Genomic DNA, 15,130 nt, shown 5'->3' with positions numbered 1-15,130 from the left:
CCTACATGTTTTTTAGTTCTTCCGGCAAATTGTAGAATGTTGGGTGGCGGTAAACCTTGCTTTGTGCAGGCTCGAATAGTTCTGCGCCTTCTTCAGGGTCTGAAGCGGTGATTTCACTAGAAGGCACTACCCAAATGCTAACACCTTCACTGCGACGTGTATAAACATCTCTGGCATTCTCTACTGCCATTTCAGCATCAGCGGCGTGAAGGCTGCCAACATGTTTATGATTGATACCTGACTTGCTTCTTATAAATATTTCCCAAAGGGGCCAATTCTTGTTGCTCATGATTTTCGATTTTGGGGTTATGCTGCTGATTTTTTCTTTCTTTTCTCTGAATAGGCTAGTGCTGCTTCTCGCACCCAATCGCCATCTTCATAGGCTTTTTTTCTAGTAGCCAGCCTTTCTTTATTACAAGGGCCATTGCCTTTTACCACTGACCAGAATTCGTCCCAGTCTATAGGGCCGAAGTCATAGTGCCCTTTTTCTTCGTTCCATTTCAAATCTGGATCTGGAATAGAGATGCCAAGTATATCCGCTTGCGGCGCAGTGGCGTCTATGAATTTTTGTCTCAATTCATCATTAGTGAACCTTTTAATCTTCCAGTTCATGGACTGTGCCGTATGCGGAGAGTCGGCGTCGTTGGGGCCAAACATCATGATCGAAGGCCACCACCATCTGTTGAGGGCATCTTGTGCCATGGCTTTTTGCTCCGGTGTTCCATTACACAGCTTCAGCATGATTTCATAACCTTGTCGCTGATGGAAGCTTTCTTCTTTACATACACGTACCATCGCTCTGGCATAAGGTCCGTATGAACACCGGCAAAGTGGCACCTGATTCATAATAGCCGCACCATCCACTAGCCAGCCAATGGCTCCCATATCAGCCCAGGTGAGGGTAGGGTAGTTGAAAATGGAGGAATACTTCGCTTTGCCAGTATGTAGTTGGTCCAATAGATCGTCTCTTTCTACGCCTAAAGTTTCGCAGGCACTGTAGAGATACAATCCATGTCCCGCTTCGTCCTGCACTTTGGCCAAAGCTGCTACTTTTCTTCTGAGGGAAGGAGCACGGGTGAGCCAGTTGCCTTCCGGCAGCATGCCTACGATCTCCGAATGGGCATGCTGAGAGATTTGTCTGATCAATGTTTTTCGATAGTCATCGGGCATCCAATCTTTGGGCTCGATTTTCTCCTCGGCGTCTAGCTTGCGCTGAAATTCTTTTTCTAAATCTATGGTACTCATCTTTTTGGGCTTTCTATAAATTTACTCAATATCCTGTCGTAATTCAACGTCTAATTTTCGTCGAAACTTAAGACCACTTTGTCTGTCTTAGGATGCGCCTGACAACTCAGGATATATCCTCTCTCAATCTCGTCTTCTTCCAAAGCATAGTTTACTGCCATGTCGACTTCTCCTTCGAGAAGTTTGGCCTTGCAAGTACAGCAAACGCCTCCTTTGCAAGCGTAGGGGAGGTCGGCTCCTTTTTTAGCGGCTGCGTCCAAAATAGAATCGTTGCTGTTGTAGTCAAAATCCATCTTGACGCCGTCTATCTGAATAGTGACCTTACACTTCACTTTTTCGTATGATTCTTTTTTCTGGCCTGAGCTAGTTCCTAACTTTCCTACTGGGCTGGTGAACAATTCGATGTGAACTTTTGATTTGTCTACACCTAGTTCAACAAGTGCTGCCTGTATGCCAAGCATCATAGGTTCAGGTCCACAGATAAAGAATTCGTCTATCAACTTCAGATCAAAAATGGTTTTTGAAAAAGCAGTCACTTTCTCTTGATCCACAAACCCTTCAAATAGCGGAAATTCTGTATGCTCTTCACTAAACACATGAAAGATGTTTAATCGTTCCATGTAGGTGTTTTTCAGGCCTTCAATTTCTTCTTTGAACACAATGGAGTCCGTACCTCTATTGGCATAAATCAAAGTGAACTCACTATTTGGTTCGGTATCCATGACTGATTTTAGAATGGAGATAATTGGGGTAATTCCACTCCCTCCAGCAAAACCAACATAATTTTTGACATGCTCTTCTTTTAGCTCTGTATTGAAGCTGCCTGATGGTGGCATGACTTCCAACTCTTCACCTTCTTCTAGTTTGTCATTGGCATAAGTGGAAAATGCACCGCCGTCTACCTTCTTGATTGCAACTTTCAGCCTATTTTCTTTCGGACTGGTACAAATCGAATAGGATCGTCGAACATCCTCGCCGTCGATAATTTTTTTAAGAGTTACATGTTGACCTTGCTTATAACTGAACAGGGGTTTATGCTCTTTAGGTACATCAAACTCCAAAGAAACACAGTCGTTGGTTTCTTTGATCAGCTTCGATATTTTGAGTGGATAAAAATGATGCATTTTATTGGGTTAATATGTTTTTCGACTCAACGAATGATTTGAATTCGCCTCGATCGATGATGTCAGTAATGTCGTCGTGTTTAATAAGTTCGTCTAGTATCAGGTCTTGTTCATTTCCTTTTTTAACAGCTTGACTGTATGGGGTGTTGGTAAATGAAACCATCGAATATTGCGGAATGAATTGATCTGGAAATGACTCGTAAAGTGCTCGTTCGACTTTCTTTCTTTTCAAGAACCAATCTTGACCAACAAGATCACGCATCTCAATGAAATTCTTCAGTGCCAAGTCTGCTATAGCGTCACCGTCAGGTTTACGTGAATTTTCAAATTCCTTAAATAACTCTTCCCAATTTTCTCCATGTATATCCATCAATTCACTAAGAATTGATACATCTTCAAATCCCGCATTCATACCTTGACCATAAAATGGGACAATGGCATGAGAAGCATCACCAATCAAAGCGACTTTACCATCATAGGTCCATGGAAAGCATTTGATGATAACCAGCGGAGAGGTTGGATTTTCATTGAAAAGTTCAATAAGGTTAGGAATTAATTTCAAAGCATCTGGAAACTTGCTCTCGAAGAAGGTCCGGATCTCTGATTCGGTATTGAGTTTTTCAAATGAATTTTTTCCTTCGTAAGGAAGAAATAGAGTGCAGGTGAAACTTCCATCAGGGTTTGGTAAGGCAATCAACATATGACTCCCTCGGGGCCAGATGTGCAAGGAGTGCTTATCCATTTGAAAATCCCCATCCTTAGCCTCAATACTCAGTTCTTTGTAATCATGGCTAATGTACTCTTGAGAGAAATTGAAATGCTTCAATTTTTGCATCACTGATCGGACAGCTGAAAAGGCACCATCTGTGCCAAAAATCAGATCAGAATCGCTTGTTTTTATGTCTCCGTCAGGTAGTTCGAAAGCAGCTAATGGTGTGTCTAAATCCACTTCTATACATTTGTGATCGAAGTTGAAATTGACGTTATCATATTGGTCAGCGTGGTTGATAAGAATTTGATTCAATCCTGCTCTTGAGATAGAATATATAGCTTCTCCTTCCTTACCATAAGGTTGAAAAGTCAATGATTCGTCAGTACCATGCATCATACGACCATTCATTGCAATGGCGGCTTCACGAACTTTGTCTCCAGCGCCAACGAGATCCAGTGCCTTCCAGCCACGAGTAGAACAAGCCATGTTGATAGACTTGCCAGCAGAAATATTGGCATTTCGAATATCTGGTCTTCTTTCGAAAACTTCTACTGAATAACCTCGCTTGCCAAGGAGTGCCGCTAATAGTGAGCCAACTAATCCTGCGCCAACAATTGTGATGCGTTTGCTCATTTCTTTTCTATTCCGTTCATTAACAAACCGATAATTGTTGCCTTTATACCTTCAACATCCATATCTCTATTGGCATGATACCAATGTTGCAACCATCGAATAGAAGAGAGCATAGTGTATAGTGCAATTTTTGAATCTTCGACCACTACAGAACCATCTTTCATTCCTTCTTCAATAATAGTCAGGAAGTGATTTTCATAATTGCGTCTTTGATTCAGGAATTCACTTTTCTCAGGTTCGGTCAGATGGCGCCATTCGTCGTTCATCACACTTGCGAGTGGAGAACTCATGGCATTTATTTCTAAATGGAGCAATAAAAGCTCCTTTATTTTATTGATAGGAGACTCCTTGGCGTCTTTGATCAGGTTTATTTTGGTTGTGTAGGTGTCTGCGAGAGAAAAACAAATTTTGGAAAGAATCTGTTCTTTTGATTTAATATGATTGTATAGACTAGCAGCTTCTACGCCAACTTTTCCTGCGATATCTCGCATAGTCGTAGCTGAATATCCTTTTTCTCTAAAGAGTGTAGCAGCTTCTTCTAAGATGATCTGCTTCTTGGTCTTTTTTGTGTCAGTTTTAGGCATTTTTTCAAAACTAACAAATGTTAGTTAATCCAAGAAGAAATTTGATAACATTAAGTGAAAAAGACTAGGGCAGACAGTACCAAGTCATGTCCAATTCATTCTTTCAGTCAAATTCAAAATATGAGCTAAATGATGGTTGCAATGCCAGGCGTATAGTGAAATGTTTTCATGAAGCTTAATCTTTTTTCCATTTTGAGGATGCACAAAAGCTTTTTTCAATTCTTCTTCTGAAAGGTTGTTAAGTAAATTATTCCATTTCAGGTGGAGAGCTGTCAATAGAAGAAGAGAAGGTTCAATGGCATCATATTTAGCGTCACTAAGTTCTGCCCAAGCTTTTTCATTATAAGCTTTTATAGTCGGTTCTTGCTCAGTTATCGTCCACTTGAATCGTATATAGCTATTCATGTGGCTGTCTGCGAGGTGATGAACGACTTGCCGGACTGTCCAGCCGTCGGGCCGGTATGGAGTGTTTAATTGTTCATCAGATAAGTATTGAACTGTCTCACGCAGCACTTGTGGAAAATGACAGATGATGTGAATGTTATTTTCAATTTCAGTTTTAGAAAAAGATGTCGGAAACTGAAATTTGCCGATTGGATATTTTAGATCTTCTAGTTCTTGTGTGCTCATGATTAAATTTTATTTAAAGTAAGCTCACAGCAATGAAATGTACTATATAACAGGTTGAGAAGAACTAATAGGTTAGATTAGTTTATTGCAACGGCTAAAAGAGGTTTGATAGTTTCATAGCAATAGACATATCACCATCAACTTTGATTTTACCCATCATAAAAGCACCCATAGCATTCATATCTCCTGACATTAATTTGTTGAAATTTGACAAACTAACACGCACGGTACAGTCGGCATATTCGTCATCATTGGAGACCACTGTTGGAGAAGCAGTATCATCCAGAAATATGACACCCTCGTCAAACTGAAATTTGATTTTGGAGCCGATTGCTCCTCCTTTTTTTGATGCCAAGTCTTGCACTTTGGCTGTTGTTTCTTCTAAAGTCATATTATATGTTGTTTGCAGCTATAAGCTGGATTTCAAATAATTTAGGCCACCACTTACCTGTGATGTAGTACCTGTCTGTTTTTTCGTTGTAAGCAATTCCATTGAGCACATCTATTCGTTTACCATACAATGAATAATCAAAAATCCCTTCCAGATCAAGAATGCCTCTTACTTTTCCTGTATCTGGATCTATGATATATATGAGTTCAGTTTGCCAACGCACCGCATACAAGTTTCCATCAACGTATTCTAATTCATTCAAATAATCAATTGGCCCATTTTGGTCATAAACTTTGATCTGTTTGGCTTCTGAGAAACTTTCAGGTTCCATAAATCTGATAATGTAAGTGCCATCACTCATGATCAAGGTATCGTCTTTGGTTGTCATACCCCAGCCTTCAGTAGGATAAGAAAATTGCCTGATCTGTTCAAAACTGTTTTTATCAAAAACGAACCCTGTTCGTTCTTTCCAAGACAACATGAAGATTTCGTCACCCACGAGCCCAATACCTTCTCCAAAATACTGAGAGGAGATGTCTACAGATTGAAGAACTTTTCCTGATGTTAAATCCACTTTTCTTAGCGTCGATTGTCCTTTTTCTCCTGTACTCTCATATAATTGACCATTGTCCATCAAAAGGCCTTGTGTAAAGGCGTCCGGGTCATGGGCAAAAGTGTTAGTTACTCTATAGGTATATCGAATGGGTTCGATGTCAGATAGGAGTGTGATTGAGTGTCTTTTCTTTTCAACTGTACCATTACTCAAAAAAACCGATATGGTTAAATCTTTTTTACCTGGAGTTTCTGTATTAGTATCCCAAATCAATTGACGATTCGTAACCGATTGTCCATTGTTTAATATTTGAACAGAGTCTATGGTTATATCATTATTGTTCGAGGTGACCTCGAATGCTATGGAGTCTCCAATAGTTTTACGAATGCCATTTCTTGGTTCAGCAATTTTGCTCAAGCTTTTTACCCTTGGGCTTGCTTTCTTTTTATTCTCCTTTGATGGGTCACATGAAACTAATACCAGGAGTATTGCTACGAAAAAGAGTGATTTAATTTGATTCATTTTTTTATTCGGACTAAGCACGGCAATATTATTACGATTGAACTGCTTACAAAAATGAATTCTAACTAAATATCTTTTCTTCCGACACGGATTCATTAAATTTATGAAGAACCTAAAAAAATAAATATTAATAAATCTAATTTCATGAAACGAATACTTGTACCTATTGATTTTTCTGAAGAGTCCATGAATGCGCTCAATGCCGCACATTCACTAGCTGTAAATACTGATTCAAATGTTTTATTGTTGCATATAGTGGAGGATCCCAATATTGAAACCATGAAAATTTCAGGGGAGACGCATTATGATCCAATGGATAATTTATTTGTTAAGTTGTTGCTGGATAAAACCAAGGAAAAACTTGAAGCTATAGTAAATGATCCAAAAAATAGTGATCTCAACATTAGCTATAAAATAGAAATAGGGAATCCATATTCATCTATTTCGGAAAATATTGCTAGCCATGATGCTAGCCTGATTGTCATGGGCTCTAGTGGAGCCTCCGGCTTACAAGAGATTCTTGTTGGCTCTGTGGCTGATAAGACAGTCAGGCATGCCATATGCCCGGTTATTGTTGTGAAAGGAGAATGCTCACTGACAGATATAAAGCACATTGTTTTTGCCACAGATCTTCAGAATGATCAATCACAAATCGTAGGAGACCTTAAGGAGCTACAGTCTTTTTATGATGCCAACTTGCATATTATCAAGATTTATAATTCAGAATGGACTACCTCAGAGGATGTGCAACAACGTCTGAAAGCTTTTGTTTCGGAGTATGCAATCGAAAACTGCTCTACAGTAGCCAAAAATTCAGAAGATTTTGCAGAAGCTATTTTAGACTATGCTAAGGATATCGATGCAGGCATGATTGCGATAGGTACTCATGATCGACACGGCATATTACACCTTATCGCTAGTCATGTGTCTAAAAATGTGTTGAATCATTCACCACTGCCTATATGGACAAAGGCCATAAGGTAAAGTTACTTTCTTGGGAATGTGATCCTCATCAACTTAGGAATTGTTAGCCCTTGATAAAGCACAGAGCAAACGACCACCGTATAAGTCATGGTGATGATCACTTCCTTTCCTTCGAATTCTGGAAGGGATAAAGAAAGAGCAATAGGAATACCTCCTCTCAATCCACCCCATGCTAAAACATGGATGGTATTTTTCTCAAAACTTCTATAGGTACTCATGGCAGCGATGGGTAAACTAACACTTACATACCGAGCGAATAGTACAATATTGAAAGCAAACAGACCTGCTGCAAAATAATCTAGACGCCAAGGAATAATCAGCATTTCCAATCCTATCAACACAAAAAGCATGGCATTGAGCGTTTCTTCGATCAGGTGCCAAAATTTGAATACATAGTCACCTGCCGCACTGGTCACATGTCCACTTTTTCCTTCATTGCCAATGACCAGTCCCATGATCACTACCGCTTGTTTTGCGGATACATGAGCAAATTCAGCAAGTTGTGTTCCTGCCATCACCAATGCTAAAGTCATCAGTACTTCTACTTCAACTTCGTCATTGTCGATGTATTTTAACAAACGGTAGCCTAGATACCCTAAGAAAAGACCAATCACGATACCGCCAGTTATGTCCGTGCCAAAAACCCAAACAATATCTACAAAGCCCAGAAAGTGATCTTCGCCAGCGTGCGCCAAATCCAGTAAAGTCAATGCAATTACAACGGCCATTCCGTCATTGAATAATGATTCGCCAGCAATTCGGGTTTCAAGGTTTTTTGATAAGCTATATTTTTTAATTGTAGCTGTTACGGCTATAGGGTCCGTCGGTGAGATCAATGCACCGAAAACCAAACAGTACATAAAGTCAAGAGGTATGCCTATCCAAATCAGTAAATAGTAAACAAATCCACCAATAATGAATGTAGATATAAGTACGCCTAAAAGTGCCAGTATAAGTACAGGCGTACGTTCTTCGGCTAATTTTTTAAAATCGATTTGTAACGCACCAGCAAAGAGCATAAAACTCAATACGAGCTGATAAAGGACCTCATGGTAGTCGTAGTCTTGTAGGATTCTTTCTGTTCCTAGTTTGAATTCTGGGATTATCTGCTCGATGACCAACAATGCAAATGAAAGACCCAAAGCCAAAATCATGAGGCCTACAGATGAGGGTAGTTTCAAATAGTAAGTGTTGACGTAGATAAAGATGCCCGCTAAGCATATAAATAGGGCTAAAATATCTAAAATGTGCATGCTGTTGTATTAAAATGTCCTGATTTAAAGTGGTGGTCTTTAATTTTCCGTTACAATATTAATACAAATCGTAGTGTAATTTCACCGCTATATTAATGAAAAATATATAAAAAATTCAATATTTCTTATGAAATATAGGGCACTCAGTTGCCCATGGTATTTGAAAAATACAAATATTACGTATTCGAATTTTTTAGATTTTAATGATTTTACGACTATAATTTTGCCAGTTAATTAATGATCATGGATAAAAGAAGTAGAATATTGGAGGCTTTCGATTCTCTTGAGTTTCGTAGGGTGCAATTAGAAGCGCGGTTGGATAAAATGGAAAATGACTTATTATTTATTCCTGAAAGCGAGGGTAAATGGTCCATCAATCAGGTATTGGCTCATTTATCAAACTCTGAGTATGGTACACTGAAGTATATTCGAAAAAAGATGCTTGGAATAGATTCAGCAAGTAAGGCCGCACTGGGAGCTACACTAAGGTCAAAGTTGCTGAAACTCTTACTTGATTCTGGATTCCGATTCAAAATGCCTCAGCTACTTTCAGAACCCTCCATAGAAATTGACTACGAAGAGCTGAAGAAACAATTTGCAAAAAACAGAATAGCTTTTAAAGAGTTGATTGAATCTTTTCCTGAAGAGGCATTAGAGAAATTGATTTTTAGACATCCATTTGCCGGACGATTTTCTCTGTATCAAACCGTTCGCTTTTTAGAAGATCATTACAATCATCACGTCCAACAAATTGATAGAATAATAAAGGCGGTTGAGAATAGGGGATGAAGAGCTTTTTTACTGCATTAGTTATTGTGCTCTTTTTTTAAAATTGTTTTGTATCGGTAATAACAAACACCCAATATCCCAATAGAGAAGAATAATAGAATAGAAACCATAGCTAGTAATTTTTATTTACCATCAATTTAATGATTAATCCGTAGGAATCAAAATTCGAATACTTCTAGGGTATTGTATATTGAAGCTCACCGAAAATGATACTTTTGTGTTTTTATAGACTCAACAAATCAATAATATATTATGAATTTTCAATATAGAAACCTTCTGATTCTATTCGCATTCATGTCGATTGCGCTTGGTTGTAATTCTAACAAAAAAGAACAGCAGGCATTGTTCGAAGAGGTGATGTTGGTTCATGATGAAGTGATGCCTAAAATGGGCAGCTTAAGAGCGTTGTCTTCAGAACTTACTCAAAAAGCTGATTCATTAATGTTAGATTCTTTGACTGACCATTCCTCTAAGATTAATGAGATGAGAGATTTGTCTAAAAAACTAAAAGATGCCAATGAAGGTATGATGGAATGGATGAGACAGTTTGATCAAGTAGAGGAAGGAACTCCTCATGGAGAAGTAATTCAATATCTAAATGAGCAACGCAAGCAAATCCAAAAAGTCAGAGATGATATGATCAACTCAAAAGAGGAAGCAGAAAAGTATCTATTGGATAACAACTAGTCCGCACAATTCTTCAATATTTTACTGACTTCTGTAGTTTTAGTTATTCCATATGCATTGCCCCAGGAGTTGCTGATGTAGGTCATGAGTTCTGCAATTTCAAGTGGAGTCAATCTAGCGTTGCCTGGCATAACTCCTTGATAAGTAATACCATTGATAGTAATAGGGCCTTCTAATCCATGCTTGATTCCGCAGATAGACAATTCTTTCTGTTTAGAAACAAAATCGGTCGAAAGAGGCGGGATCAATTTGCCTAATCCTGAGCCATCTTTTTGATGACAATTGATACAGTGAGCTATGTATAGCTGCTCTCCCTGAAACATGTATTGATCAAATTTGATAGCCTCGCTGCCAGAGTATCGACTTTCGGGTCTACAGTTGATTAGTGTAATAAGTACTAATCCTAAAACGACAAATCTCATTATTTTCTACGTTCTAACTCTTTGAGTAAAATGTCAATATCTGACAATAAAATATCAACTTGCTCTTCCATGGTTCCGTCGTAAACTCCTCTGATGCGTTTTTGATCATCCACTAACAAAAATGCACCACTATGAATATATCCCCCTGGCGCCTGATTGTCTTCACCAGCAGTGACCATATAGCTCTTCTCACCTATATGATAGATCACATCTTCATCTCCTGTTACAAAATGCCATTTAGAGCTTTTCACACCAAGTGCCTCTGCGTATTCATTTAGTACTTTTACGTTGTCGTGGGTGGGATCTATAGAATGAGAAAGTATGGCTACCTCGGGAGTTTCTTCATACTTCTCATATATCCGTAGCATCTGCTTTTTCATTTTAGGACAGATCGTTGGACAAGAAGTGAAGAAAAAGTCCGATACATAAATCTGATTTTTAAAAGTCTCGTTCGTGATTAAAGTACTGTCTTGATCGTAGAAGGCAAAGTCTGCAATCATATGATCAAGAGTATCAATAACTATTTTCCCTTCTACTTCCTTTTCTACAATTTTTTTTCGCCCCATGATTGGCAACTCGTTTTTACCGTATGGCTGGCTACAGTAGGTAGTAAGCATAGTTGTGATGACAAAAATGAGTGCGGGTAATATGTTTTTAATCATTTCTAAGTTTTTTATAAATCTTAATGCCAAGCATCAGTAAAATTCCGATAAGGATAATTCCAACGACTCCCCAGATCCAGCTTAATGTGCTTTTTAAAACCACTATAAAAACGATGGCAAATAGAAATAAAGTGGCCACTTCATTCCAGATTCGTAATTGGGTGGAAGAATATTTGAATACTTCTCTTTTCATTTGACTATGTAATTTTTGACAAATGAAATGATAGAGAAAAAGTCCAAATACGAACAGCAGTTTTAAGTGAAACCAAGGTGTAGTCCAATAGCCACTTTCAATAGCTAACCATGTGCCAATAACTAAGGTAATGATGGCTGAAGGCCAAGAAATAATGTACCACAATCTACTTTGCATCAGTAGCAACTGATTTAAGAGAATTGACTTTTCTGGTTCACCTTTCTGGGATGCTTCGGTTGTATATATAAATAGCCTGACCATATAGAATAGTCCTGCAAACCAGGTAACTACAAAAATGATGTGGAGGGCTTTTAGATATAAATAGGTCATCGTAATAATATGAGCAAATATAAATGCGATGTGCAGAATCCCAATGCTTACTAGAAATTAAAGAAATTTCTTCGTGCTAATGAAGTAGTGGTAATTGTTCGGGTGGGTGTTAATGTAATTAGTTGGTCAAAAAAATAACACCTCAAGGATATGAAGAATATTGGATCAGACATACTTCTAGAATACGGGGAGAAAGTACTTTCCTCAAGTCAAATCGTTTATCAAAAAGATGATTATATCTTTAAAATAAATGAGCCTTCAGATTTAATATATTTTATTGAAAAAGGAAGCGTAAAATTGGCAAAAGAAGATGAGTCTGGTCATGAGGTAGTGAAATCTATCCTGAGCGAAGGAAGCATATTCGGAGAAATGGCATTGGTAGAACAGGAAAAGAGAGAGGAGTATGCTCGCGTCCTTTCCAATGACACCACTGTTCGTGTTCTAGTGGTAAGAGAGCTTTTGGATGCTGCAAAGACAGATCAGTCTTTGTTCTCGAGAGTACTGTGTCTTATGGGAAGAAAGATTGAGAAATTGGACAAGCGCATAGAATCGATAACATCGAAAGATTCTAGAACCAGAATTGTTGATTTTCTCAAGGAATTGGCTGTTGAAAGCGGTCAGAAGGTTGGTTTTGAAACTTTGATTCAAAATAACTTTACACATAAAGATATTGCGAACCTAACCGGAACCTCTAGACAAACTGTAACCACCACGTTGAATCAACTCAAAGAAAAAAATGTAATCAACTTCGACAGAAGAAGGATATTGATTAGAGATGTGGATTTACTAGTGTAGCAAATCCTACTTCTTTTTGGCTTTCGTAGCCTTCTTTTTAGTTGTTGCTTTTTTCTTTTTAGCAGGTGCATTCTTCTCAATGATCGCCTGCACTTCATCCAAACTCAATGCTGCTGCATCTACTGTTTTTGGAAGCTCGATCTTAACTCTGTCTTTTTTGATCACAGATCGTCCCCAGCGCGCTTTTTCTACTACAATTCCTTCTTCTTCCCAGTTGTGGATGACTTTGTCGATTTCCTTTTGTTTTTTCTCCTTAATTAATGCAACAATATCATCCTGGGTAAGATTATCAAAATCATATCTTTTGTTCACGTTGATAAACATTCCGTTCCATTTAATGAACGGGCCAAATCGACCGACACCTTTTTGAACAGGAAGGTCATCATAATGTGCAATTGGAGCATCGGCTTTTTGTTTGGCTATGATTAGTTCTATTGCACGATCCAAACTTAGAGTCAGTGGGTCTTCATCCTTTCCAATGGAGATGAATTTTTCGTCATGTTTGATGTAAGGGCCAAATCTGCCAATCGCTATACTGATCACTTTACCTTCATATTCACCAACATCACGTGGTAACTTAAAAAGCTCTAAGGCATCCTCTAAAGTAATATTATCAAGAAATTGACCTTTTTTTAGACTTGCATATTTAGGTTTTTCAGCATTTTCGTCTTCACTGGTTTCACCCATTTGTACCATCGCGCCAAATCGTCCCATTCGGGCAATGATTGGTTTGCCAGTTTCTGGGTCATTGCCCAGTTCTCTTACTTTGCCTATTTCTGAACGTTCTACTTGCTCGGTATCTTCTACCGTCTTGTGAAAACCTCCATAGAAAGCTTCGATCATCGCATTCCACGTTTTCTGACCATGTGCGATCTCGTCAAATTCTTTTTCTACATTGGCCGTAAAAGAGTAATCAATAACATTTGGGAAATAGTCCACTAAGAAGTCATTCACAATCATGGCGATGTTCGTCGGGAAGAGTTTATTCTTTTCCGCACCAGTGATTTCAGTTTTTTCACTGATTACCACTTCACCATCTTCCAAAATGATCTCTGTATACTTTCTCTCGTGTCCATCACGACCTTCTTTCACTACATATTCTCTTTTCTGGATGGTAGAGATGGTAGGTGCGTAAGTAGACGGACGTCCGATGCCCATCTCCTCTAGTTTTTTTACCAAGCTTGCTTCTGTATACCTCGCAGCATGTCGACTAAAACCTTCGCGTGCTTTGAGTTGTTTTAGATCTAATGCTTGCCCGATAGAAAGTGGAGGTAGCATGCCTTTGCTTTCTTCTTCGCCGTTCTCATCGTCGGTAGACTCTGTGTATACTTTCAGAAATCCCTCGAATTTCACCACTTCGCCAGAAGCTGTAAGATTTTCGTCACGAGTAGAGATGCCAATGGTGGCCACTGTTTTTTCAATTTCAGCTTCCGCCATTTGAGAAGCTATGGCTCTTTTCCAGATCAACTCATAGAGTCTTCTTTCGCTTTCATCATTGCCCGCATGTTTCTCAGAAAAATTAGTTGGTCTTATGGCTTCGTGAGCTTCTTGGGCTGAAGCGTTTTTGGTTTTGAATTTTCTTGTTTTAACGAAATTGTCACCATAGCTAGATGAAATTTCCTTTTTTGCTCCAGCTATCGCTTCATCAGATAGATTCAAAGAATCTGTTCTCATGTATGAGATCTTACCCGCTTCGTAAAGCTTCTGCGCTACACTCATCGTACGCGAAACTGAGAATCCAATTTTTCTACTTGCTTCTTGCTGAAGGGTAGAAGTAGTAAATGGAGGTGCAGGAGATTTTTTACCTGGTTTTTTTTCCAGATTTTTAATGTCGTATGAGGCATTCACACAATCACTTACGAAGGCCTCTGCTTCCTCTTTTGTTTTGAATTTAGAAGGCAATTCAGCATTCAGTATTTTTCCTTTTTCAAGAGAAAACTCGGCAGTGACCTTAAAGGTAGAAACTGCTTTGTGCGCTGCGATTTCTCGTTCTCTATCTACTACAAGTCTTACAGCTACTGATTGTACCCTGCCAGCGGATAGACCCGTTTTAATTTTTTTCCATAGGATAGGAGAAAGTTCAAAACCTACCAGGCGATCCAAAACCCTTCGTGCTTGTTGGGCATTGACCAAATCTACATTGAGCATCCTCGGGTTATTGATGGCATTGCTGATCGCATTTTTTGTAATCTCGTGGAAGACAATTCTCTTGGTTTTGGATTCATCCAGTTTCAAGGCTTCCTGAAGGTGCCATGAAATCGCCTCTCCTTCGCGGTCATCATCACTCGCGAGGTAGATGGTCTCTGCATCCTTGGCTAGTTTTTTTAGGTCTCGAATGACTTCTTTTTTGTCCTTCGAAACTTCATAGGTGGGTTCGAATCCGTTTTCTATGTCTATGGCGTTGTTACCTTTTTGCAGGTCTCGGACGTGTCCATAGCTCGATGCTACTTTATAGTCTTTACCCAAATACCCCTCAATCGTTTTCGCCTTGGCGGGCGACTCCACTATTACCAGATTCTTCGACATAGAATTTGAAATTAATTCCTAAAAGCGTCAAAGATGACTAAAAAAAATTGATTTTAGCAAATACGAAATTTAGATTTCTAAATAAATTGCTCAAT

Annotated in this window: 17 protein-coding genes; 4 read left to right on the top strand and 13 right to left on the bottom strand. The window is 38.8% G+C overall.

Annotated features, from left to right (window positions below):
* Position 1 precedes the first annotated feature (1 nt).
* The 8 genes from paaB to ACOQO5_RS05195 all read right to left on the bottom strand — a co-directional run bounded on the left by paaB (position 2) and on the right by ACOQO5_RS05195 (position 6,394).
* Positions 2-292, bottom strand: coding sequence for a 1,2-phenylacetyl-CoA epoxidase subunit PaaB (paaB, locus tag ACOQO5_RS05230; protein WP_412071665.1), 291 nt, complete (start codon positions 290-292; stop codon positions 2-4).
* A 14-nt stretch (positions 293-306) separates the two neighbouring features.
* Entirely contained in the window at positions 307-1,245 is a 939-nt protein-coding gene (gene paaA / locus ACOQO5_RS05225) for a 1,2-phenylacetyl-CoA epoxidase subunit PaaA (RefSeq protein ID WP_420580633.1), read from the bottom strand.
* A 50-nt stretch (positions 1,246-1,295) separates the two neighbouring features.
* The gene (paaE, locus tag ACOQO5_RS05220; RefSeq protein ID WP_420580632.1) at positions 1,296-2,369 is read right to left on the bottom strand and encodes a 1,2-phenylacetyl-CoA epoxidase subunit PaaE; all 1,074 of its coding nucleotides are present in this window, start codon (positions 2,367-2,369) and stop codon (positions 1,296-1,298) included.
* 1 nt (position 2,370) lies between these two features.
* Entirely contained in the window at positions 2,371-3,714 is a 1,344-nt protein-coding gene (locus ACOQO5_RS05215; RefSeq protein WP_420580631.1) for an FAD-dependent oxidoreductase, read from the bottom strand.
* A complete protein-coding gene (locus ACOQO5_RS05210; protein WP_420580630.1) occupies positions 3,711-4,298 on the bottom strand; it encodes a TetR/AcrR family transcriptional regulator in 588 nt (195 codons plus the stop codon). The genes ACOQO5_RS05215 and ACOQO5_RS05210 overlap by 4 nt, the downstream gene beginning before the upstream one ends.
* A gap of 84 nt (positions 4,299-4,382) precedes the next feature.
* A complete protein-coding gene (locus ACOQO5_RS05205) occupies positions 4,383-4,928 on the bottom strand; it encodes a YfiT family bacillithiol transferase (protein ID WP_420580629.1) in 546 nt (181 codons plus the stop codon).
* Positions 4,929-5,022: 94 nt separating this feature from the next.
* Positions 5,023-5,319, bottom strand: coding sequence for an SCP2 sterol-binding domain-containing protein (locus tag ACOQO5_RS05200; RefSeq protein ID WP_420580628.1), 297 nt, complete (start codon positions 5,317-5,319; stop codon positions 5,023-5,025).
* Between the two features lies 1 nt (position 5,320).
* Positions 5,321-6,394 (bottom strand): glutaminyl-peptide cyclotransferase, encoded by a 1,074-nt coding sequence (locus tag ACOQO5_RS05195; protein WP_420580627.1) that lies wholly within the window; start codon positions 6,392-6,394, stop codon positions 5,321-5,323.
* Between the two features lie 144 nt (positions 6,395-6,538).
* On the opposite strand from ACOQO5_RS05195, the gene ACOQO5_RS05190 reads away from it, so the two are divergent.
* A complete protein-coding gene (locus ACOQO5_RS05190) occupies positions 6,539-7,378 on the top strand; it encodes a universal stress protein (RefSeq protein ID WP_420580626.1) in 840 nt (279 codons plus the stop codon).
* A 2-nt stretch (positions 7,379-7,380) separates the two neighbouring features.
* Here the strand turns inward: ACOQO5_RS05190 and ACOQO5_RS05185 are convergent, their stop codons facing one another.
* On the bottom strand, positions 7,381-8,631 hold the full coding sequence (locus ACOQO5_RS05185) for a cation:proton antiporter (protein WP_420580625.1): 1,251 nt from the start codon (positions 8,629-8,631) through the stop codon (positions 7,381-7,383).
* Positions 8,632-8,874: 243 nt separating this feature from the next.
* Between ACOQO5_RS05185 and ACOQO5_RS05180 the strand changes: the two genes are divergently transcribed.
* Entirely contained in the window at positions 8,875-9,420 is a 546-nt protein-coding gene (locus tag ACOQO5_RS05180) for a DinB family protein (protein ID WP_420580624.1), read from the top strand.
* Positions 9,421-9,672: 252 nt separating this feature from the next.
* Positions 9,673-10,107, top strand: coding sequence for a hypothetical protein (locus ACOQO5_RS05175; protein ID WP_420580623.1), 435 nt, complete (start codon positions 9,673-9,675; stop codon positions 10,105-10,107).
* Here ACOQO5_RS05175 and ACOQO5_RS05170 read toward each other — a convergent pair.
* Genes ACOQO5_RS05170 through ACOQO5_RS05160 form a run of 3 tightly spaced genes read right to left on the bottom strand, consistent with a single transcriptional unit; the run spans position 10,104 to position 11,714 of the window.
* Positions 10,104-10,529 (bottom strand): c-type cytochrome, encoded by a 426-nt coding sequence (locus ACOQO5_RS05170; protein WP_420580622.1) that lies wholly within the window; start codon positions 10,527-10,529, stop codon positions 10,104-10,106. The genes ACOQO5_RS05175 and ACOQO5_RS05170 overlap by 4 nt on opposite strands.
* A complete protein-coding gene (locus ACOQO5_RS05165) occupies positions 10,529-11,191 on the bottom strand; it encodes an SCO family protein (RefSeq protein ID WP_420580621.1) in 663 nt (220 codons plus the stop codon). Before ACOQO5_RS05165 ends, ACOQO5_RS05170 begins: the two co-directional genes overlap by 1 nt.
* A complete protein-coding gene (locus ACOQO5_RS05160; protein WP_420580620.1) occupies positions 11,184-11,714 on the bottom strand; it encodes a CopD family protein in 531 nt (176 codons plus the stop codon). The genes ACOQO5_RS05165 and ACOQO5_RS05160 overlap by 8 nt, the downstream gene beginning before the upstream one ends.
* A 150-nt stretch (positions 11,715-11,864) precedes the next feature.
* Between ACOQO5_RS05160 and ACOQO5_RS05155 the strand changes: the two genes are divergently transcribed.
* Complete coding sequence (locus tag ACOQO5_RS05155; RefSeq protein WP_420580619.1) at positions 11,865-12,509, top strand: Crp/Fnr family transcriptional regulator; 645 nt, start codon at positions 11,865-11,867, stop codon at positions 12,507-12,509.
* 6 nt (positions 12,510-12,515) lie between these two features.
* Here ACOQO5_RS05155 and topA read toward each other — a convergent pair whose 3' ends face one another.
* Entirely contained in the window at positions 12,516-15,035 is a 2,520-nt protein-coding gene (gene topA / locus ACOQO5_RS05150) for a type I DNA topoisomerase (protein WP_420580618.1), read from the bottom strand.
* Between the last annotated feature and the right edge of the window lie 95 nt (positions 15,036-15,130).

Source organism: Reichenbachiella sp. (assembly GCF_965223055.1).
In the GTDB taxonomy this organism is placed as follows: Bacteria; Bacteroidota; Bacteroidia; order Cytophagales; family Cyclobacteriaceae; genus Reichenbachiella.
Note: the sequence above shows the minus strand (reverse complement) of the source record. Positions and strands in the feature narration are given on the sequence as shown.

Bases quoted from the DNA above. Each gene is read 5' to 3' on its own strand.
- paaA (WP_420580633.1), bottom strand. From the start codon at position 1,245: ATGAGTACCATAGATTTAGAAAAAGAATTTCAGCGCAAGCTAGACGCC.
- paaE (WP_420580632.1), bottom strand. From the start codon at position 2,369: ATGCATCATTTTTATCCACTCAAAATATCGAAGCTGATCAAAGAAACC.
- ACOQO5_RS05215 (WP_420580631.1), bottom strand. From the start codon at position 3,714: ATGAGCAAACGCATCACAATTGTTGGCGCAGGATTAGTTGGCTCACTA.
- ACOQO5_RS05210 (WP_420580630.1), bottom strand. From the start codon at position 4,298: ATGCCTAAAACTGACACAAAAAAGACCAAGAAGCAGATCATCTTAGAA.
- ACOQO5_RS05205 (WP_420580629.1), bottom strand. From the start codon at position 4,928: ATGAGCACACAAGAACTAGAAGATCTAAAATATCCAATCGGCAAATTT.
- ACOQO5_RS05200 (WP_420580628.1), bottom strand. From the start codon at position 5,319: ATGACTTTAGAAGAAACAACAGCCAAAGTGCAAGACTTGGCATCAAAA.
- ACOQO5_RS05195 (WP_420580627.1), bottom strand. From the start codon at position 6,394: ATGAATCAAATTAAATCACTCTTTTTCGTAGCAATACTCCTGGTATTA.
- ACOQO5_RS05190 (WP_420580626.1), top strand. From the start codon at position 6,539: ATGAAACGAATACTTGTACCTATTGATTTTTCTGAAGAGTCCATGAAT.
- ACOQO5_RS05185 (WP_420580625.1), bottom strand. From the start codon at position 8,631: ATGCACATTTTAGATATTTTAGCCCTATTTATATGCTTAGCGGGCATC.
- ACOQO5_RS05180 (WP_420580624.1), top strand. From the start codon at position 8,875: ATGGATAAAAGAAGTAGAATATTGGAGGCTTTCGATTCTCTTGAGTTT.
- ACOQO5_RS05175 (WP_420580623.1), top strand. From the start codon at position 9,673: ATGAATTTTCAATATAGAAACCTTCTGATTCTATTCGCATTCATGTCG.
- ACOQO5_RS05170 (WP_420580622.1), bottom strand. From the start codon at position 10,529: ATGAGATTTGTCGTTTTAGGATTAGTACTTATTACACTAATCAACTGT.
- ACOQO5_RS05165 (WP_420580621.1), bottom strand. From the start codon at position 11,191: ATGATTAAAAACATATTACCCGCACTCATTTTTGTCATCACAACTATG.
- ACOQO5_RS05160 (WP_420580620.1), bottom strand. From the start codon at position 11,714: ATGACCTATTTATATCTAAAAGCCCTCCACATCATTTTTGTAGTTACC.
- ACOQO5_RS05155 (WP_420580619.1), top strand. From the start codon at position 11,865: ATGAAGAATATTGGATCAGACATACTTCTAGAATACGGGGAGAAAGTA.
- topA (WP_420580618.1), bottom strand. From the start codon at position 15,035: ATGTCGAAGAATCTGGTAATAGTGGAGTCGCCCGCCAAGGCGAAAACG.